This window comes from Vibrio sp. OPT18, from assembly GCF_015163615.1.
Lineage (GTDB): Bacteria > Pseudomonadota > Gammaproteobacteria > Enterobacterales > Vibrionaceae > Vibrio > Vibrio coralliirubri.
On record NZ_JADDYK010000046.1, the window covers coordinates 56,310 to 75,643 of the forward strand.

Below are 19,334 nucleotides of genomic sequence, written 5' to 3' on the forward strand. Positions count from 1 at the left end.
AACCGATCTCTATATGAGTTGTCGGGAGATTTTCTTTTACCCTCCCGACATCAAACGGATACAAAGCTGATCTTCCTGGCGACCTACAACGTAAGAGGTTCGTTAAAAGGGAGAAAACAATATGGCCACCGTCTATGTCAGCATCGGAAGCAACATTAACCGCGAACATCACGTCACAGAATCTCTCAAAGCATTGACTAGCTGCTTTGCACCTCTGCACATTTCTAATTTCTACGATTGTGAGCCAGTTGGTTTTGAAGGGGACAACTTCCTGAACCTAGTCGTAGGGTTTGAATGTGACCTTTCTATCGCTGAACTGGCAAAGGTTCTGCATCAAATCGAATTAGAGAATGACCGAAAGCGTGAAACTAAAGAATATGCCTCGCGCACTATGGATATCGATATCCTTCTTTACGGTAACGAAGTGGGCATTATTGATGGAGTAGAGCTGCCTCGAGGTGAAATCACCGAGTACGCTTTTGTACTTCGACCGTTAGTTGATGTTGCCGCGCAAGAACTTCATCCCACTCTAGATATCTCTTTTCAGCATCTCTGGAACAACTTCGATCAGCTGAGTCAGAAAACCGAACTTATACCTTTCAAGGTCAGCTTCACTTAGTCCCTGCAACGGCTTTAAACAGAACGCTTGAGCTTTATTGATCTTTTCCTCTAACAGGCACGTAACTCACTCTACCTTCTAAGGATCGGAAACTGTTATGAATCACAATGCGATTATCACCATCACAAATCTCAGATTAAGAACCTTCATTGGCTTCAACGAAGAAGAAAAAACGAAGCAGCAAGACATAGTCATAAATGCGGAGATACATTACCCCGCAAACAACCTTTGCCTCTCTGATGATGTGGAGAACGCACTTAACTACAAAAATATCTGCAAAAAAATTATTGAACATGTTGAATCTGGACGGTTTCTGCTTTTAGAAAAGTTAACCAGTGACGTACTCGGCATTTGTATCGACCATTCATGGGTCCGATACGCTCAAGTGAGAATTGACAAGCCTCATGCTCTACGTTTCGCCGATTCCGTCTCGCTCACCCTGAGCTATGAAGCAGAACTCGAAGATTAATTCATAAGGAGCGACTCAATGCTAACCACACAAGCTGAAAAAGTAAGAGAAGCTTTGCTCGAAAAGGGGCTAGAAACCCCGATGACATCGAGCGAAATGAATCCCGACCAGAAGTACAACCGCATCAAAGGACTTTTGACGGAAGTCGTCAGTACGCTTGGACTGGATTTAACCGATGACAGTCTCGCTGAAACACCTCATCGCATTGCAAAGATGTACGTTCACGAGATATTTTCAGGGCTCGACTACAATAACTTTCCAAAAATCAGTGTTATCGACAACAAAATGTCGGTTGATGAAATGGTCAAGGTATCGGATATAGATTTAACTTCGACGTGCGAACATCACTTCATCACCATCGATGGTTTAGCTCAAGTGGCCTATATCCCTGAATCCAAGATTCTTGGGCTATCTAAAATAAACCGTATTGTTCGGTTCTTTGCTCAGCGCCCGCAGGTTCAAGAGCGCCTTACTCAGCAAATCTTGGTCGCGGTACAGGCTCTGGTTGAAACAGAAAATGTGGCTGTGACGATTAAAGCAACTCACTACTGTGTTAAATCGAGAGGCGTTATGGATGCAAACTCTGAAACCACCACAACCGCGCTTGGTGGCAGTTTCAAAACTAACCCTCAAACTAGAGCTGAGTTTTTACGATGAGTGAAACGATTCTAATAACTGGAGTGGGGAAGCGATTAGGATTCGCTCTGGCTCAGCAACTTTTATCTGATGGATACAAAATGGTTGGCACTTACCGAAGTGACTATCCTCATTTGCAATTACTGCGCGACAGTGGAGCCGACTTGCAACAGGTAGACTTTTATCAACAAAGCAGCCTAGAGGGTTTTCTGCATTATGTTGGTCAAGAATACAAGGCGCTCCGAGCCATCATTCATAATGCTTCCGACTGGCAACCGGAGAACAAAGAAAATCCCAGTGAAAACGCATTACATATCATGAACCAGATGATGACGGTTCACGCTACCGTGCCTTATCTGGTTAATTTAACGCTCAAAGACCAACTAATGTCTGGCGATAAATCGTCGGACATCATCCACATCAGTGATTACGTTGCGGAAAAAGGCAGTAAAAAACACATCGCTTACGCGGCCAGTAAAGCTGCGCTCAACAACCTGACGTTGTCGTTCTCAGCGATGCTGGCTCCCAAGGTGAAAGTTAATACTGTCTCTCCAGCCATGATCAAATTCAATGAACATGACGACGAGGCCTACAAAACCAAAGCTCTGAAAAAAGCACTGATTCCCGCCGAGGCAGGCTTTGAAGAAGTGATCGATGGCATTAAGTTTGTTTTGGCTAGCCACTATATGACAGGAAGGACTTTGCACCTTGATGGCGGTAGGCATTTGAAGTGAAGTTCATGTGTTGCGAGCTTGAGGTAGCATAGTCAACGTAGCTATCTAAATTTGATTGATGACAGAGTGATGGTCTGCATGAGGAGAAAGCTTATGTCACCTCTGAGTGAACTGCATCAAGGTGGTTTCCCAATATGAAAATGTCCAGACACTTGTCATGATTTTTTATCGCGAGTTAGATTAATAGCGACAAGCCCCGAAATTATAATGACAGTGCCAATTACATGATAGCTCTCAATATCTTCACCTAAGATTATGTAACTCAACATGGCGGCAATTACAGGCATGAAATTCATTGATAGTGAGGTTTTCATCGCGCCAATCATGTCGATTGCCTTTTTCCAAAGATACGTTGAAATGATGGAAAGGAAGAATACGGCATAGACGATGAGTGGTATTGACTCAGTAGAAGGAATATATGATTCACTAGTAACGAGCATAAGGGGAAATAATAGCACTGAAGCAACAAATAGTTGGCAATACAATAGTGTCCAACCTGACATTATTATGGGGTTCTTGTTGAGAATAATACTATATAGGGAGTAAGAAAATGTTCCGACTAGCATCAGGATATCCCCATAATTAAACTCTAAGCCCTGTAAAACTTTCATGTCCCCCTTAATGAGTACATATATGACGCCGAGTAGTGATACTAACACCCCAATATATTGACCAATAGAGAGCCTGGTTTTTAGTATGACAATGCTCATTGCCAAGGTTACAGCGGGTATTAGAGAGTTAACTAATGACATATTGATGGGAGATGTATAGTGACCAGAGAAGTAAGTCATTGATTGACTTAATCCCATCCCGAAAAAGCCTAAATACAATAAAGTGAGGTGGTTTTTCTTAATGACATCAATATTCTGCTTGATTTGAGGTAGACAAATAGGTGTTAAGACTAAGAATGCAAACACGCATCGGTAGAACGCAAGAGTAGCAGGTTCTATTACACCGACAGCCATCTTGCTAACAATGTAGCTTCCTGCCCATATAGCAACAGTGAAAAATGAAATTAAGTAGCCAGTGTACATTTATTTAAGTCGAATAATGATAGAAGTAGCCAGTGTACTAGTAATTAGGATGAATTACTGTTCGCATGTGTATATGTAGCCTACTCCAGACTAATCTTCCTCACACTCCAACACCGCCACAAACGCATCCAAATATTTCTCGATAGTCAAATCCGCAGAAACGGGCGGTAGCTCCACGGTAATACACGGCAGGTTTCTTTCTTGGCACCATGTCCCGAATGAGCCTGGGGTTTCGTAATCTACGTCTTCAACGAGTGGTAAGTTGAATTGCTTACCTAGCCAAGTAGCGAGTTCGGATTGATCGGGGTCGTCGACCATGGCGAGTGGTTCGTGAAAAGATATGACGAATTTAGGCTTACGCTGTTCGATGAGGTTGATGATCGATTGCACTTCAGGTTCAAGCTGTTCGGCTTGACCAGTTTTCACTTTTACATCTCTGACTGGGGTGTGAGAACTCCAGCGATAGACGGTGTCATTTTCTGTCCAGTTTTGAGTTGGAAAGGCGCGGTTCAGATCGACTTGGTTTGCGTTGGCGCGAGTGCCTAATTGATTGCCATCTGGGTTCATCGACAGAATCACATCGTGTCGCAAGTTGGCGGCTGGCAAGCTTCTCAGCGCACAAGATAATCCCGCAATAGAAGCGGTTTCATCACCGTGTGTGCCTGCTAAGATCAGCCCGCGAGACTCGCTTTCTATTTGCGCGGGGAAATAGAGCAAAGGCGCACCCAGCACTGATTTTCCATATGACAGCGGCTTTATTGAAAACGCAGCTCTTTCCGTTCTTGGAATTAAACTCACCTTAATCTCCTGATTGATCAAGTACTATCAAGTATTCACTATTGGCTATATTAATCATTAACTAAGTCCATTAGATGAACCCCTTTAAATAAACCATAGCGTCAAAACTCGTCAACCGTCGCATCGTTAATTTTATTACTTGCTTCAAAGATAGGCTAGGAGAGCAAACAAACATGGATTTTAAAAAACATTCAACGGCTTTACTCATTTCATCTTTCTTGACCCCTTTTATATCAGTAACTGCCGTTGCTGAAACCTTACCTGCCGGTGTTTCGCTGGCAAAAGACCAGCATTTAGTTCGTGCGAACGATGCAGAAGCGGCGACGCTTGATCCTGCAAAAGCAGAAGGCCTGCCGGAAATGCACATTCTACGCGACCTATTTGAGGGTTTAGTGATTCAAGATCGCGATGGCAATATTACTCCAGGTGTCGCGGAATCTTGGGAAACCGAAGACAACCAGACGTTTGTATTCCACCTGCGTAAAGACGCGAAATGGTCGAATGGCGATCCGGTGACGGCCGATGATTTCGTGTATGCGTTAAGACGTGCGGTTGACCCTAAACTCGCTTCGCCAAACGTGTGGAACCTCAAGCTCACCAAAATCAACAACATTGCTGACGTAGCAGAAGGTAAGAAGCCCGTTGAAGAGCTCGGTATTTCCGCTGTCGACAAGCACACTGTGAAGTTCGAACTCGATAGCAAAGTGCCATACTTTGTTGCGATGACGGGCCACACATCCATGATGCCCGTTCATAAGGCTACGCTAGAAAATAGCGCTAAGCCGTGGAGTGACCCTAAGCAGTTTGTCGGTAATGGCGCGTTTGTGTTGGACGAGTGGGTGGTTAACGAACGCATTGAACTGAAGAAGAATCCTAACTACTGGGACAGTTCAGATACCAATCTAACCCAAGTGACTTACATTCCGTTCGAAAACCAAAACGCTTCGATTAACCGTTATGCAGTGGGTGAGGTCGATATCACGTCTGATGTGCCGACACACATGGCGCAGCAGCTCAAAATCAAATACCAAGATGCGTTTACCGCGGTGCCTCTGCTGTGTACTTACTACTACGCGTTCAATACCACGCGACCTCCATTCGATGACGCGCGAGTGCGTAAAGCGGTGTCTTATTCGATGATGCGTGACGTCATCACCAATGGTGTCACTCAGGTGGGTAACCTACCGGCTTATACCTTTGCTCATGAGTACACGGCTGGCTTTGATGCGACTCAGCCTGAATACAGCACATGGACTCAAAAGGAACGTGACCAAAAGGCAAAAGAGCTGCTGAAAGAAGCGGGGTACGATGCGTCTAATCCATTGGATTTCAAGTTGCTCTACAACACCAGTGAGTCGAACAAATCGATTGCAGTGGCTATCGCTTCCATGCTCAAAGGTAACTTAGGCGCGAAAGTTGAGCTGGAAAACCAAGAGTGGAAGTCTTACCTAGTATCACGTCGCCAAGGTGAGTTTGATGTGATGCGCGCTTCTTGGTGTGGTGATTATAATGAAGCATCGACCTTCTTGAGCTTATTGCGCTCTGAGTCTTCAGGTAACTTTGCGCGTTACAACAATGACAACTACGACGCTGCAATGGACAGCGCACTGTCAGCAACCAACGAGCAAGATCGCCAAGGATTCTATGATCAAGCGGAGCAGTTACTGGCTGAAGATATGCCTATCGCCCCCATCTATTACTACATGCAGGCTCGTCTAGTGCGACCAAGTGTTGGCGGCTTTGCAAAGAACAACGTGGAAGGGCGCATCTATTCTAAAGACCTCTACATCAAAGAATAGATAGGCCGGATGCGAGTTCTGGCATCTCGCATAATAATATGAAATAGAAGAAAAGGGACGTTGATCATAAATATCTGATCAACGTCCCTTCGTCATTAATCTGTAACGGTAACCGCAAAAAACTGAAACCTGATTGAAGTATTTTTCACTTTTATTTCAATCAGGTGAAGCTATGTTACCCCCTCTACGCGCCCTTGTTGCGTTCGAAGCTGTTGCTCGTCTTGGTTCCATTGGCGCTGCTGCCCGAGAGCTTTGTGTCACGCAAGCGGCGGTGAGCCAACAGCTCAAAAGTTTAGAAACCTTTCTCGATACCACCTTGTTTGAACGCAGTTCTAAAGGCGTAAAGCTGACGTCAGCGGCTCAGCATTATCAACCGATTGTGGCAGGTTCACTTGCTCACCTTAAATTGCAGACTCAGATCTTGTTCGGAGAAAAAGAAACCGATGTGTTGAGCCTGCGCGTAAATCACACCTTTTGTCATAACTGGCTGCTACCTCGCCTGCCATCCTTCTATAAAAAATACCCTTTTATCAGGCTTGATATTCAGCTGGTGGACTGGCCGTCAACCAACCCTTGCCAGAATGTCGATATCGAATTGACTAACGGCAAGGTTGAAAGCGAAGACACCCATTGTGAGCGACTGTTTCAAGAACACTGGCAGTTGGTGTGCAGCCCTCAATTCAAATCTGAGCATCAAGAATTACTCAGTAAGCATGACTTTGCTGCTCTGCCGACGGTTCAGGTGAAAGGCTACCGAGAGAACTGGCTGCAATGGCTTGGCCACAACCAATTCGAGATGACATTACCTAAGGTTCTGCTCGAAGTGAGTAACTCTCTACATGCCTTAGAAGCAGTTAAACATGGTATTGGAATGTTGCTGGTGCGTTCGCTCGCGGTGTCTGAACTACTCAAGAAAGAAGACCTGGTATTGGCAAGCGAATCCTCGATGCCAGCTGAATCTGCTCATTATCTGATTACTAAACACAGTCGCAGCGCGAAGGTGAATTTCTTCTGTGATTGGCTTTATCACCAGATGGAAGACGGTGAACCGGAGTAAAGATTTTCTTATGGATAGCCATAAAAAAAATGAAGGGCACTCTTACTAACCTGTCATAAAAAACACTTAGCTTAACCGCATACAAATAAGGACGAGGTCACCATGAGTGCTTTCTCACAATCAATGAAAAACCGCTTAAAGGTACTGTTATTTACCGCACCGTTGTTGGTGCCACTGTTTACTTTTTGGCTCGTACCATTTGGTTATTCAATTTATATCAGCTTCACCGATTGGGATTACATCTCGCCAGATTATTCGTTCATCGGTTTAGAAAATTACGAGTACATGGTTGAGGACTACGAGTTCATTCAAGCAGTACTCAACACGTTTTGGTTTTCGGTCGGTGTGGTGATTCCAACCATCATTCTTGGGCTTGTGTTTGCGATGTTGCTGCACAAAAACTTCAAGGGTAGCCAGTTTTATCGTGCGGTGATCTTCTCCCCTTGGATTACACCAACAGTTGCAGTGTCGATTGTGTGGTCTTGGGTGTTCGAGACCAAGTCGGGCTTGGCTAACCACTTATTAGAGTCGGCAGGGTTTAGCGCGATTCCATGGTTAGAGAACGGGAATACAGCCCTGATTGCGGTGATTATCGTGACGGTTTGGCAGGCGATTGGTTGGACGATGCTGTTTTATATCAGCGCGCTCAACAAGATCCCTGAGTCTCTGTACGAAGCGTCTTTGATTGATGGTTGCAGCAGCTTAACGCGTTTTTTGAAGATAACACTGCCGCTGATTTCACCAACCACGTTCTTCTTGGTGGTGGTCAACATTATCACGGCAATGCAGGCGTTCGATCAGTTCCAGATCTTAACGCAAGGCGGCCCAGGCGGAGAGACTCGTACCTTGTTGTACTTGTTCTACCAACAAGCATTTGAGCGTTACGAAATGGGACCTGCAGCCGCGACATCGTTAGTGATATTCCTGATTACTGGATTGTTGGCACTTATTAATACCTACATCGGCAAGCGCTGGGTGTACTACTAGTCGATTTTTGAAAGGACAGAATTATGACCACGCAAGTATTGGATGCCAATCAAGTCTTAACTCAAAGAGCGGCTGAATCTAAAATCACGGCCCAAACCAAAGCGACCAAATCAGAGGTTGTCTCAAAGAAAAGCTCAGTCGATCGCCGTTCGTTTATCGCACTGGCTAAGCACCTATTCTTGGCAACGTGTGGAACCATTATGGTGTTTCCGTTCTTATGGATGCTGTCAGGCTCGCTGAAAACCAATGATGAGATTTTTGCGAGCCCGCTGAATTTGATTCCAGAGCAGTTTCGCTGGGAAACCTTTGTCGAAACCTTTCACAGCGCGCCGTTTGGCTTGTACATCTTCAACAGTTTTAGTGTGGCCTTGTTTACTACGCTGTTGGTGATTGTGAATTCGGCGATGTTTGCATACGCATTAACACAGCTGAAGTTTCGCTCGAAGACGGTACTCTATTTTATCGTGATGGGCTGTTACATGCTGCCGGGCGCAGTGACGTACATTCCGTCTTACATCACCTTGGCAAGGCTGGGTTTGTTGGATTCACACATGGGATTGGTGGCGTCGAACGCGGCTTCGGTTTTCGGTGTGTTTTATCTACGCCAAGTGTTTATCAAGGTGCATCCGTCGCTGATTGAAGCGGCACGAATTGATGGTGCAGGTGAGCTCAAAATCTTATGGGCAATCATCTTACCGCAATGCCGAGCAGCAGTCGCAACACTGTTCCTCATCACTTTTATTACCAATTACAACAGCTACATGTGGCCAAGCTTGGTTATCACCACTCAGGATCTTAACCTGATTGCGACCGGGATTCGTCACTACTTTATTGCCGAAGGTAACTATGGATTGAACTGGTCGCAAATCATGGCGGCGAGCACCATTGCAGTATTGCCTTTGTTAATTCTATTCGTCATTTGTCAAAAGACGATTCTTTCAGGTATCGCCGATAACGGCGTAAAAGAGTAAACGGAAATGAAATTAAAAACTCTCGCACTAGTGTGTGCTGGCGCAGCAAGCGCGTCTATGTTCTCTAGCAGTGTTCTTGCCGTAACCGAAGTTAACTTTTGGTATTCCGGTGGTACTAAGCCACAGCAAATGATGACTAAGCTCATCGAAGAGTTCAACGCGAGCCAAGATGAGTATGTGGTGAAGCCAGCTTTGCAAGGCAACTACACGGAAACCTACCAGAAGCTGCAAGCAGGTCTAGCGTCTAGAACGGCACCTGAACTTGTGCTGCTAGATTCAGGTCGTGCGGAAGCGATGCACGGACGTGGTTTGAGCCGCGACCTAACGCCGTTCATGAATGAAGAGTTCAACTTCTCTGATTTCATTGGCGCGTTTAAAGACCAAGTGACGGCAGACGACGGCACCATCATTGGCCTGCCTGCTTACGGTACGACTCAAGTGTTTTACTACAACAAGCAGGTATTGGCAGACAACGGCTTTACTGAGCAAGACCTAAACACATGGCAAGGCGTGGCTAAGGTGGCTGAGAAAGTTACCCAACGTGATGACAAAGGCAACGTGATCTTTTACGGTTGGGAGCCGATGTGGGGCCAAGACAACATGATTGACGCGGCTTTCTCTAACGGCGCGAAGATCATCAGTGATGATGGCAAAACAGTGCTAATCGATTCAGCTGAATGGGTTGAGGTTTGGGACAGCTTCCGTAAGTGGATCCACGATGATCAAATCATGCGTATTCACTACGGCGGTCAAGGTTGGGAATACTGGTACAAAACCATTGATGACGTCATGAAAGATAACGCGTTGGGTTACACCGGTTCATCGGGTGACCAAGGTGACTTGGACTTCACTAAGCTTTCAGCAACCACACAGCCAGGTTGGGGTTCAAACCCTTCTGCGCCACAAGCGGGTGCGCTGGTTTACGTGATGCCAAAAGGCACCGACGAAGCAGCAGCAAAAGGTGCATTCGAGTTTGTTGAGTTCTACACCAATGCGAAGAACACGGCGGCATGGTCAATGTTCACGGGTTACATCCCAGTGCGTAACAGCGTTTCTGAAGTACCAGAATACCAAGCGTTCACTAAAGATAACCCGCAAGCTCTGATTCCTTTGAAGCAAGCGAACACGGCGACCAAAGACTTCCTAGACCCTACTAACGGTAAGATCATGGACGCTCTGAAAGTGGCAGCGGATCAGATTCAAATCCAAAACGTGCCAGCTGACCAAGCGCTAAAACAAGCGGCGAAGAAAGCACAACGCGCACTAGACCGAGCGAATCGTTCTTAATCTGTAAAGTGGTTAAAACCATCTTTGCATGCATAAAGGCCCATCTATTCGGGTGGGCCTCTTTTGACCCAGTCCTTCAATTAGGACGAATTTGGTGAAGACAATGACCCAATTTCAAGGTGAACTGCCGTTTGGCAGAGTACGTATCCCCTTTGATGTGCCAGCAGGTTCTCGCTGCGTAACCATTACTGGTACGACGGTGAAAAAAGGATTCTTATACGCTGCGGCATACGATGCCAACCAAGCATTTCGTGGCAAGGTGTTGTTTGAAAAGGCGCACAAGTCACTCACGATTCAACCGCAAAACTCTGGTCTAGGTGCGATTGACGGAGCCACTCCATCAGGTGAGTGGTTCTTAGAACTTTACAATCTCGAAGGTGAGTTTCGAACTGAACGTGCGATACAGTATCAAGTCGATGTGCTGTGCTCTGATGAGCTAAATACTGACGGAATAGAAAGTGAGCTAGAGCTAAACCCAACAGTCACAATGGATCACGATATCGAGTTCGATTATAGCCACATGCTGAGCTCTGATTCTCGCTGGTACCGTGGTGATTTACACGCCCACACTCAGCTTTCTGATGGTCACAATACCTTGGCCGCGGCTAAAGATATTGTGGAATCACAAGGGCTCGATTTCTTCTTCTTCACCGAGCACAACATTTGTCAGCCTAAGCTACCTGTATCAAACCAGTGTTTGTTCTTGCCAGCGTTAGAAGTGACGACCGATCTCGGACACTTCAATGTGCATGGCCCGGTTAAGTCATTAGACCTTAGAGACGTTGAACACAACAGCCAAGCGACCATGGAAGCCGGATTGAGTTTAGCTAAAAGTGGACACAGTTCCCTTGGCATTAATCACCCGATGATGAAGCCGTGGCATTGGCATTACGATCAAGTGGATCTCAGCCAAGTTTCGACGTTTGAAGTGTGTTGTGACCCAACTTGGTCGACCTCGCCGAAAGCGACCGAAGAGGCGTTATTGGTTCTCAATGAAATGTGGAATTGTGGGCAGCGCATTACGGCGATTGGCGGCAGTGATTCGCACCTTGAGCCCCATGAACGTAATCCTAAATCGGATGAGCCTTCAATCTATGGCGACCCATCGACCTTCGTTTACAGCCATGGTTTGAGCGGCGAAGGCATCTTGTCTGGTCTGCGTAACGGACAAGTGTATTTAGAGCGCCGTTGCGGTTTGAAGTTTGACATCAATTTAGGTGACTTGTTGCCGGGTAACGATTCTCAAGGGCAGGCACTTAGTTATCGTATCGGAGTCACTGATTCAGAAAATCCTTACTACGCTGAGTGTGTGGTTGACGGCGAGATTGTAGATCGAATCGCTTTGAGTGATGAGCTGCAAAGTATCCATATTGATGAGGGCTACCGTTGGTGCCGTGTCGATATTCGTCGTGGCGAGCTTTCTTCAGCACTAATGAACAGCACTCAATTTTCATCTAACGAGCATGAATTTGAAGGCTGCATCAATGCCGTATTCGACGGCAAACAACCAGAATTTAACCAACCCCTAGTGCGTACTTGGGGAGAACTAATGGAGCGAATGAGCCGTGATGAAGTTTAAGGCGATGTTATTTGATAAAGACGGCACATTGTTAGAGTTCCACAAGATGTGGCTTAACGTTTCTCGTGGTGCTTGTGAGCGTGTGAAATCTTACAGTGACCAGCACCAAGGTAATCAAACTGTCACAGCTGTTGAGTTACTCTTGGCCATCGGGGTTGAAGGTGATGTGGTTGATAACTATGGACTATTAGCTTCAAACCCAGTGGAAGATACCGCGACAGCGTGGTTCAACATGCTGCAACCGAATGTCTCGCTCGCTGAGTTCACCAAGATGACCAAAGCAGCCTTCAATGACGAAGTTGAAGATAATCCAAGCTGGATTGAAGCCCTGCCGGGTGTGACTGAAAAGCTCGGTCTGTTTAAGCAGCAAGGCATGATTTTAGGCATCGCGACCGCAGATACCAAAGACTCAACCATCTACACCTTAGAGCAATCGGGTTTGAGCGAGATGTTCGATTATGTTGGTTACTCCGACGGTGATATCGAACCTAAGCCAGCGCCCGCACTACTTAATGCATTCTGTGAAAAGTGCGGCATTGAGCCTCATGAGGTGATCATGTTTGGTGACACGGTTTCGGATATGGAGTTTGGTCGCAATGCTGGCGCAAGCAATGTTGGTGTGCTGACGGGTACGGCTCAACACAGCGAGTTAGAGCCAGTAGCGGATCTGGTTATCGCATCGGTTGCCCATTTTGAGCTCAATCAACTGCAAGAACGTGGCTAAAACGTTTAACGACAGATTCCAAAGATAGTATTTAACGAATTGATTTAAGGACAGGTTATGGCTGAAGTCACACTGAGAGGGGTAGAGAAAACCTACCCAAATGGTTTTAAGGCCGTGCATGGTGTCGATCTTAATATTCGCGAAGGCGAGTTTATGGTGTTTGTTGGGCCGTCTGGCTGCGCAAAATCCACGACACTTCGTATGATTGCGGGTCTTGAAGATATCTCAGAAGGCGATGTCTACATTGGCGATAAACGTGTAAATGAACTGCCACCCAAAGATCGCGGCATCTCAATGGTTTTTCAGAACTACGCACTTTATCCGCACATGTCGGTGTACGACAACATGGCTTTTGGTCTTAAACAACAGAAGCTGCCAAAGCATGAAATCAATGAACGTATTGAAGATGCAGCCAAGACTCTGGATATCGAACACCTGCTGAACAACAAGCCGGGTGAAATGTCTGGCGGTCAAAGGCAGCGTGTGGCTTTAGGCCGCGCGATGGTACGTAAGCCAGATGTGTTCTTGTTTGATGAGCCGCTGTCTAACTTAGATGCAAAGCTGCGTGTTTCAACACGAGTCAGCATTGCGCAGCTCCACACCAATCTTAAGCAAGAAGGGCAGAACGCCACCATGATCTACGTGACACACGATCAGGTGGAAGCGATGACCCTCGGTGACCGTATCTGTGTATTGAATCAAGGTGAGATCATGCAAGTTGATACGCCAATGAATCTTTACCAGTACCCGGCAAACAAGTTTGTCGCGGGCTTTATTGGTTCTCCTGCGATGAACCTTATCAAGGTGAGAGTCGACGAGATCGACGGTGTGATGAACGTGGTATCGGAAAGTGGCGCACGTTGGACGCTACCTCAAGACAAGCAAGCTATCGCTCGAGAGAAACTCGGTGAGTGGCTGTGGTTTGGCGTCCGTCCTGAGCACATTCAGCTGGCTAATCACGATGCGCCTTTGTCGGAGGTTAATACTCAAACGCACAAGCTTGATGTGGTCGAGTCGATGGGCAATGAGTTGTATCTCTACTTCAAACTTGGAGCAGATAAGCTGGTGGCTCGCGTGCCTTTTGATGCTGACCGAATGGCGGAAAGTGGGCAAGAGACAATGCTTCATTTCAATACCTCACAATGTCATTTGTTTGACCTAGAGACAGAAGAAGTTCTAACTGAATAAGTCGATGTGTCGAATAGTCAAAACAAAGAAATCCCCGCTCAGATGAGAGTGGGGATTTTTATTACAGGGGGGAGTATCACCAGAATCTCGGGTCTGTGCTCGAGGCTTTATTGTTGGGGATAGCTAAATGCTCTTGAGGGTTAGAACCATTTAATGGCTCGGAATCGCAATCCTTTTTTCTAGCCAACGAACCGCTTGCGATACCACCAAAATAAGAACAAGGTACTCCAAAACCAGAAACGTATAGATCTCTAAAGGTAAATATTCGTTCACCACCAGCTCATTGGCTCGCCTTGTTAAATCACTCAAACCAATCACACTCACTAGCGAGCTCATCTTGAGGATATAAATAAACTGATTGCCCAAGGGCGGCAGTATTTGACGGAATGCCTGCGGTAGGATAACCAATCGCATTTTTTGCCAATAGGTCAATCCCAAGGATTCGGCCGCTTCATGTTGCCCACGATTAATCGCTTGAATCCCCCCACGGAACACTTCCGCCATAAAGGCGCTCTCGGCAATGGTCAATGCGATTACCCCTGCCCAGAAGTGGTTCAAAGAGACATCGAGTAATGTCGGCATCCCGTAATACACCCACAATAGCAATACCAGCACAGGGATAGAACGAATCACCTCTACGTAAAGTCGATTAATTCCCTTGAGTACTGGTGAGCTTGAAAGCGCAGGAAAGGCGACCAATAGACCGAGAGCCATGGCAAAAAACATACTCAACAACGAAACCTGAATAGTCTCGCTAAAACCAGCCATCAAAAACTGAATATTAGTTCGTCCCTGCTCCGTCGACGGGTCGAGTACATACCATCCCCATTGATAATCTGAACATCCTGTCAGAAACAGCAGAGAAACTAGCGATAAGTGACGATAGTTCACATTTACTCCCAAAAACTCCATTTGTTATTGCCATGTTAACAACCAAATCTGTTTAATGGTTAATAATTAAAAATAATATCTACATTCATCACTTAGAAATCAGCATTCTTTAAAGGAATAAAAAATGAAAAAAAGCTTAATCGCATTAGGAATGTGCCTGCTTGCTTTTACACAGATCGCACATGCACAAAGTCGTTTACAAGAGATACTGGAGGCGGGAGTTCTCCGCGTTGGTACTACGGGGGATTGGAACCCAATGACTATGAAGGATCCTGCAACCAACAGCTACCGCGGCTTTGATATCGATGTCACGACTGAGTTGGCTAAAGACCTAGGCGTAAAAGTGGAATACGTCGCAACAGACTGGAAAACCTTGGTGAATGGCATCACGGCCAACAAATACGACGTGACTGGCAGCGCATCGCTCAACATGTCTCGAGCAAAAGTCGCTGGGTACAGCCAACCTTACTTCTATCTGGCTTTTGTCCCTGTCGTGCAAAAGAAAGACATAGAGAAGTTCTCCGATTGGAGTGACTTTGACAAAGCAGAAATCAAAGTTGCCGCCACGCTCGGCACAGTACAAGAAAAAATGGTGAAGGACTTCTTCCCATCGGCACAACACATCGTGATTGAAGCGCCGGCACGGGATTTCCAAGAGCTTTTAGCTCGCCGCGCTGATGTCTCCGTGACTTCAAACGTAGAGGCTGCAACCTTAGTAGAGAAGTTTAAACAACTCGCGATTGTTCCGGTGAAAGAGCCACGTAAACCAACTCCAATTGCGATGCTACTACCACAAGATGATCAGGTTTGGATTAATTACATTAACCACTGGGTTGAATTGAAAAAGACGCAAGGTTTCTTTAAGCAAACAGCTGAGAAGTGGGGACTGAAAAGCATGTAACGAGCTCATAGAGAAGAGAAAAATAGAGCCCTTAGGGGGAAGGGCTCTTGAGTTAGGAGCTTGCTTTAATTTGGGTTACGCGACCACTAACGTCGCGGCTTTCTTCATTGCTTCTTTGGTTGAACACTCAATCACGTTTGCGTTAGCAAAGCGGTGAGCGTCTTTCACTTGAATATCGTGAGCCAAGATAACCAGTCTTGCGTTCGCTACATCTAGGTCAGTGATGCGGTTCTGAATACCGTTTTGACCTTGAGTTTCTACCTTAATCTTAAGGCCTGCGGCTAAGCCTGCTTTCTCTAGTGCTTTCGCTGCCATGAAGGTGTGTGCAACACCAGAAGGGCAACATGTTACAGCTACGATGTCGTACTCGCCTTCGCCTGCTAGAGGTGCTGCTTGAGCTTGTACTGGTGCTTCAACCATGTCTTCTTCTGTTTCTACCGCTACCGGTTTCCAGAAGCCTACGATAACGGCTGTGGTTAGCGAGCCAAGCGCAATACCGACGACGTACATTGGAATGTTGCTTGATACTGGCGCAGTGATTAGGCCGCCCCACGGTGCGTGCAGTAGAACGTCTGTCATGAAGCCAAACACACAACCAACGATACCACCGGCTACGATTGAAGGAAGAACGCGCATTGGGTCATTCGCTGCGAACGGGATAGCACCTTCAGAGATACCGATAGAACCCATGATTGCTGCCGCTTTACCTGCTTCTTGCTCTTGTTTAGAGAACTTGTTTTTGAATAGGAAAGTCGCCAGAGCCATACCTAGAGGTGGAGTACAAATCGCGATGCCAACGCCGCCCATTAGCCAAGGTTGTGTGTCTACTTGAGTTTGAGCAAATAGGGTCGCGACTTTGTTGATAGGGCCGCCCATATCAAACGCCGTCATACCGCCAAGGATTGTGCCCAGAACCATCTTAGATGCACCAGCCATTGAAGCTAGGAACTCGTTCATTGAAGACATGAACAGTTTGATTGGCTCACCGATGCCCCACAGTACGATACCTGCAGAGATTAACGTACCTAGAAGCGGGTAGATGAAGTACGCACCTAGCGCCGTCATGTTCGCAGAAAGTGGGATCTTCTTAAGTTGGAACACCACGCCACCGGCGATAAAGCCTGCCACGATACAGCCAAGGAAGCCGCCGCCCATGTCAGCCATGATGCCAGAAGAGATCATCGCAGGTGCTAGTGCTGGTTTATCTGCAATGGAGTAACCAATAAAGCCGCCAAGAATGATTGGGAAAAGAACAAGGCCTTTGATACCGATATTAGAGATGTCTGCTAGCAAGCCGTCTGCTGGTACTGCACCTTTGCCTGATGCCATTACCGCTAACGCCAACAGAACACCACCGGCTACGATGAAAGGCAGCATGTGTGAGGTTCCGAAAAGCAGGTGGCCTTTCATGGTACTAAGGATTTTTTTAAAGTCGCTACTACTGTTTTTATTATTGGTATTCGTAGCTTGAGTTGTTAGGGTGCTCATAATTTTCTACGCCTTATGAATTAATTAAAATATTAAGGATTTGATGTTCGTCTTTTGCGTTATGGATATCTTGAATAAATTCATCGCTGAATTTTCCAAATAGTTCTTGTAGTACATAAATATGATGGTCTGCACCGTTATCGGGTGAGGCAATCATAAAAAACACGGTTGGGTTGATGCCGTCTTCATCGCCATACTCAATGCCTGCACGCTTAACACCGACAGCGATTGCTGGCTCAGTTACCGCCTTGCTTTTTGAGTGTGGGTAAGCGATGCCGTCCATCGAGGTGATGCTTTGAGATTCACGAAATTCGATGTCTGCCAAGAAGGCTTCTTTATTACTGATTCGGTTGTTCTCAAATAACATGCTTGCCAATTCTTCAAACAGTTCTGTTTTATTTTTCGCTTGAAGGTTGTTATTAATTAAGTTGACGTTAGTTAGCTGTGTGATCATTTATTAACTCATTCACTATTGAAGTTCTTGAATTAAAATTAATGGATTAACCCGATTCGCGAAATAGCAAATAAAAGCCCTTCACTGTACATTTGTATCCAGCAAAATTAAGTGTGATTTGCATCATTCATCCAGTGTGAGATGAGTCATATTTGATGGTGCCCTTCGGTGTTGAAATAACTTTCTGTAGGAACAAAAATGCCCCGCAAAGCAGGGCATGATCAGTGTTTGTATCTACTCGGGAGAGCTAGCTGTAAGCACGCGCCACGCGTCCAACGCAATCCAGTTTGTAACTCTCAGCGTAAGCGGGAATGAACACCGATTGGCCTTTCTCAATTACGCAGGTTTCACCGCATTGATGAGTGAGCACCATGGATTCATCGAGTGGCAGCAGGATCTCGGCACCTTCGGTGGTGATCTTTCTCTGATGTGAGTTTTGCACGATAGAGAACTTAAAATCCTCGACTGGAATTTGGTATTCCATCACATCACCTTGCTCAATAGGGCTGAGCAGCAATCTATCCGCAGGCTTTTCATTGAATTGAGTACAAGAGACTAATTCATTGATATCCATGTACTTAGGCGTCAACCCTGCGCGGAGCACGTTGTCTGAATTCGCCATCACTTCTAAACCCGTGCCTTTTATGTAAGCGTGGGGTGTCTCGGCATCCAGATACATGGCTTGTCCCGGCTCTAGCGTGATCACGTTTAACAACAGTGGAGCAAACAGGCCGACATCACCCGGATATTGTTGTTCCAGCTCTGAAATCAACTGGAACACAGGTGCATCAGAAAGCTTGGCTTTCATAAGCAGCATTGTTAACGCCATGCCTTTTTGTGCACCTTGTAAAGACAATAAGCTCGCGAAGAAGCTGGCTAATCCATTAGGCGTTTGATCGCCCGCGAGATCGTTGACCATCGAATGCAGCTCTGGAATATCAAGGTAATGGAAGTGCTCAAGGATCTCGCTGATCGACCTAAAGCCATTCATCGCGGTGTAGTCGGTTAGGGCATACACCAGTTCTGGCTTGTGGTTGGGATCCTTGTAGTTACGGTTGCCCGCTGTCATCGGAATGCCTTGCTGCTCTTCAAGAGCATAGCCAGATTCGGCTTGCTGCTTGTTCGGGTGTACTTGAACAGACAGTGCTTTCTCCGCCGCTAACACCTTAAACAGATACGGAAGTTCACCAAAACGGCTCGCGACTTTCTCGCTTAGAAACAGGTTTAGGTTCTTAGAAATCAAGCTAGACAATGTGGTCTGCTGCCCGTTGTCGTTCACCATTGAGCAGCCATTCGGGTGAGCGCCCATCCAGATCTCCGCTTGCGGCTCACCAGATTGGTTATCAATACCAAAAAGTTGGCTGAACGAAGAAGGGCTACCCCATGCGTAGTTTTGAATCACGTTAGTCATAGGGTAGAAAAAGCGTTGTACGAACGAGTCGTTCGCTAAAGAAAAATCAGACATCGAAATCACCATGAAGGGAAACATGGCTTGAGCTCTATTCGTTCCTAAAAAACTATTAGCTACTAAAAACAGTAGGGTAGAGGGGCTCAAGCCATTGGAGTTGAAATGGCTTAAGCCGCTGCTGCTGTTAGCTTGGCTTTGCGTAGATTTTTAAGCGCGATACAAGTCACCGCAGTTACGCCCGCACCTGATGCCATGCACAGCAGTGCCAGCATTGGGTAGTTCATTGCGCCTAACAGAGCCACAACTGGAC

General features: G+C 46.2%; 19 protein-coding genes. 13 read left to right on the forward strand and 6 right to left on the reverse strand.

Annotated features, from left to right (window positions below; all coding sequences use genetic code 11):
- The first annotated feature begins 121 nt into the window (after positions 1-121).
- The 4 genes from folK to folM all read left to right on the forward strand — a co-directional run bounded on the left by folK (position 122) and on the right by folM (position 2,458).
- Positions 122-619 (forward strand): 2-amino-4-hydroxy-6-hydroxymethyldihydropteridine diphosphokinase, encoded by a 498-nt coding sequence (folK, locus tag IQQ51_RS10420; RefSeq protein ID WP_193841009.1) that lies wholly within the window; start codon positions 122-124, stop codon positions 617-619.
- Positions 620-716: 97 nt separating this feature from the next.
- Positions 717-1,088: a dihydroneopterin triphosphate 2'-epimerase gene (folX, locus tag IQQ51_RS10425; protein ID WP_017067658.1), complete on the forward strand. Its 372-nt coding sequence runs from the start codon at positions 717-719 to the stop codon at positions 1,086-1,088.
- 18 nt (positions 1,089-1,106) lie between these two features.
- On the forward strand, positions 1,107-1,745 hold the full coding sequence (gene folE / locus IQQ51_RS10430; RefSeq protein WP_193841010.1) for a GTP cyclohydrolase I FolE: 639 nt from the start codon (positions 1,107-1,109) through the stop codon (positions 1,743-1,745).
- On the forward strand, positions 1,742-2,458 hold the full coding sequence (folM, locus tag IQQ51_RS10435) for a dihydromonapterin reductase (RefSeq protein ID WP_193841011.1): 717 nt from the start codon (positions 1,742-1,744) through the stop codon (positions 2,456-2,458). Before folE ends, folM begins: the two co-directional genes overlap by 4 nt.
- Positions 2,459-2,613: 155 nt before the next feature.
- On the opposite strand, the gene IQQ51_RS10440 is transcribed toward folM, so the two are convergent.
- Together IQQ51_RS10440 and mpaA are read right to left on the reverse strand one after the other, a co-directional pair.
- On the reverse strand, positions 2,614-3,492 hold the full coding sequence (locus IQQ51_RS10440) for a DMT family transporter (protein WP_193841012.1): 879 nt from the start codon (positions 3,490-3,492) through the stop codon (positions 2,614-2,616).
- A 90-nt stretch (positions 3,493-3,582) separates the two neighbouring features.
- Positions 3,583-4,290, reverse strand: coding sequence for a murein tripeptide amidase MpaA (gene mpaA, locus IQQ51_RS10445; RefSeq protein WP_193841013.1), 708 nt, complete (start codon positions 4,288-4,290; stop codon positions 3,583-3,585).
- A gap of 173 nt (positions 4,291-4,463) precedes the next feature.
- Between mpaA and IQQ51_RS10450 the strand changes: the two genes are divergently transcribed.
- The 8 genes from IQQ51_RS10450 (at position 4,464) to IQQ51_RS10485 (ending at position 13,882) form a co-directional block, all read left to right on the forward strand.
- A complete protein-coding gene (locus tag IQQ51_RS10450) occupies positions 4,464-6,089 on the forward strand; it encodes an ABC transporter substrate-binding protein (RefSeq protein ID WP_193841014.1) in 1,626 nt (541 codons plus the stop codon).
- A 172-nt stretch (positions 6,090-6,261) separates the two neighbouring features.
- Positions 6,262-7,146, forward strand: a complete 885-nt coding sequence (locus tag IQQ51_RS10455) for a LysR substrate-binding domain-containing protein (RefSeq protein ID WP_193841015.1) — start codon at positions 6,262-6,264, stop codon at positions 7,144-7,146.
- A 102-nt stretch (positions 7,147-7,248) separates the two neighbouring features.
- Entirely contained in the window at positions 7,249-8,133 is an 885-nt protein-coding gene (locus IQQ51_RS10460; RefSeq protein WP_048611732.1) for a carbohydrate ABC transporter permease, read from the forward strand.
- A gap of 23 nt (positions 8,134-8,156) precedes the next feature.
- On the forward strand, positions 8,157-9,104 hold the full coding sequence (locus IQQ51_RS10465) for a carbohydrate ABC transporter permease (RefSeq protein ID WP_193841016.1): 948 nt from the start codon (positions 8,157-8,159) through the stop codon (positions 9,102-9,104).
- A gap of 6 nt (positions 9,105-9,110) precedes the next feature.
- On the forward strand, positions 9,111-10,391 hold the full coding sequence (locus IQQ51_RS10470; protein WP_193841017.1) for an extracellular solute-binding protein: 1,281 nt from the start codon (positions 9,111-9,113) through the stop codon (positions 10,389-10,391).
- 103 nt (positions 10,392-10,494) lie between these two features.
- A complete protein-coding gene (locus IQQ51_RS10475) occupies positions 10,495-11,970 on the forward strand; it encodes a CehA/McbA family metallohydrolase (protein ID WP_193841018.1) in 1,476 nt (491 codons plus the stop codon).
- Complete coding sequence (locus IQQ51_RS10480; RefSeq protein ID WP_193841072.1) at positions 11,960-12,694, forward strand: HAD family hydrolase; 735 nt, start codon at positions 11,960-11,962, stop codon at positions 12,692-12,694. The genes IQQ51_RS10475 and IQQ51_RS10480 overlap by 11 nt, the downstream gene beginning before the upstream one ends.
- 57 nt (positions 12,695-12,751) lie before the next feature.
- A complete protein-coding gene (locus tag IQQ51_RS10485; protein WP_048611722.1) occupies positions 12,752-13,882 on the forward strand; it encodes an ABC transporter ATP-binding protein in 1,131 nt (376 codons plus the stop codon).
- Positions 13,883-14,032: 150 nt separating this feature from the next.
- On the opposite strand, the gene IQQ51_RS10490 is transcribed toward IQQ51_RS10485, so the two are convergent.
- Entirely contained in the window at positions 14,033-14,773 is a 741-nt protein-coding gene (locus IQQ51_RS10490) for an amino acid ABC transporter permease (protein ID WP_048611958.1), read from the reverse strand.
- A gap of 124 nt (positions 14,774-14,897) precedes the next feature.
- Here IQQ51_RS10490 and IQQ51_RS10495 point away from each other — a divergent pair, with 124 nt between their 5' ends.
- Positions 14,898-15,674 carry a transporter substrate-binding domain-containing protein gene (locus tag IQQ51_RS10495; protein WP_193841019.1) on the forward strand — a complete coding sequence of 259 codons (777 nt, stop codon included), beginning with the start codon at positions 14,898-14,900 and terminating at the stop codon, positions 15,672-15,674.
- Between the two features lie 75 nt (positions 15,675-15,749).
- On the opposite strand, the gene IQQ51_RS10500 is transcribed toward IQQ51_RS10495, so the two are convergent.
- From IQQ51_RS10500 to manA, 3 genes are all read right to left on the reverse strand, one after another.
- Positions 15,750-17,162 carry a fructose-specific PTS transporter subunit EIIC gene (locus tag IQQ51_RS10500; RefSeq protein ID WP_193841020.1) on the reverse strand — a complete coding sequence of 471 codons (1,413 nt, stop codon included), beginning with the start codon at positions 17,160-17,162 and terminating at the stop codon, positions 15,750-15,752.
- Positions 17,163-17,175: 13 nt separating this feature from the next.
- A complete protein-coding gene (locus IQQ51_RS10505; protein ID WP_193841021.1) occupies positions 17,176-17,616 on the reverse strand; it encodes a PTS sugar transporter subunit IIA in 441 nt (146 codons plus the stop codon).
- A 247-nt stretch (positions 17,617-17,863) separates the two neighbouring features.
- Entirely contained in the window at positions 17,864-19,081 is a 1,218-nt protein-coding gene (gene manA, locus IQQ51_RS10510; RefSeq protein WP_193841022.1) for a mannose-6-phosphate isomerase, class I, read from the reverse strand.
- Positions 19,082-19,334: the final 253 nt, after the last annotated feature.

Bases quoted from the DNA above. Each gene is read 5' to 3' on its own strand.
- folK (WP_193841009.1), top strand. From the start codon at position 122: ATGGCCACCGTCTATGTCAGCATCGGAAGCAACATTAACCGCGAACAT.
- folX (WP_017067658.1), top strand. From the start codon at position 717: ATGAATCACAATGCGATTATCACCATCACAAATCTCAGATTAAGAACC.
- folE (WP_193841010.1), top strand. From the start codon at position 1,107: ATGCTAACCACACAAGCTGAAAAAGTAAGAGAAGCTTTGCTCGAAAAG.
- folM (WP_193841011.1), top strand. From the start codon at position 1,742: ATGAGTGAAACGATTCTAATAACTGGAGTGGGGAAGCGATTAGGATTC.
- IQQ51_RS10440 (WP_193841012.1), bottom strand. From the start codon at position 3,492: ATGTACACTGGCTACTTAATTTCATTTTTCACTGTTGCTATATGGGCA.
- IQQ51_RS10450 (WP_193841014.1), top strand. From the start codon at position 4,464: ATGGATTTTAAAAAACATTCAACGGCTTTACTCATTTCATCTTTCTTG.
- IQQ51_RS10455 (WP_193841015.1), top strand. From the start codon at position 6,262: ATGTTACCCCCTCTACGCGCCCTTGTTGCGTTCGAAGCTGTTGCTCGT.
- IQQ51_RS10460 (WP_048611732.1), top strand. From the start codon at position 7,249: ATGAGTGCTTTCTCACAATCAATGAAAAACCGCTTAAAGGTACTGTTA.
- IQQ51_RS10465 (WP_193841016.1), top strand. From the start codon at position 8,157: ATGACCACGCAAGTATTGGATGCCAATCAAGTCTTAACTCAAAGAGCG.
- IQQ51_RS10470 (WP_193841017.1), top strand. From the start codon at position 9,111: ATGAAATTAAAAACTCTCGCACTAGTGTGTGCTGGCGCAGCAAGCGCG.
- IQQ51_RS10475 (WP_193841018.1), top strand. From the start codon at position 10,495: ATGACCCAATTTCAAGGTGAACTGCCGTTTGGCAGAGTACGTATCCCC.
- IQQ51_RS10480 (WP_193841072.1), top strand. From the start codon at position 11,960: ATGAAGTTTAAGGCGATGTTATTTGATAAAGACGGCACATTGTTAGAG.
- IQQ51_RS10485 (WP_048611722.1), top strand. From the start codon at position 12,752: ATGGCTGAAGTCACACTGAGAGGGGTAGAGAAAACCTACCCAAATGGT.
- IQQ51_RS10495 (WP_193841019.1), top strand. From the start codon at position 14,898: ATGAAAAAAAGCTTAATCGCATTAGGAATGTGCCTGCTTGCTTTTACA.
- IQQ51_RS10500 (WP_193841020.1), bottom strand. From the start codon at position 17,162: ATGAGCACCCTAACAACTCAAGCTACGAATACCAATAATAAAAACAGT.
- IQQ51_RS10505 (WP_193841021.1), bottom strand. From the start codon at position 17,616: ATGATCACACAGCTAACTAACGTCAACTTAATTAATAACAACCTTCAA.
- manA (WP_193841022.1), bottom strand. From the start codon at position 19,081: ATGTCTGATTTTTCTTTAGCGAACGACTCGTTCGTACAACGCTTTTTC.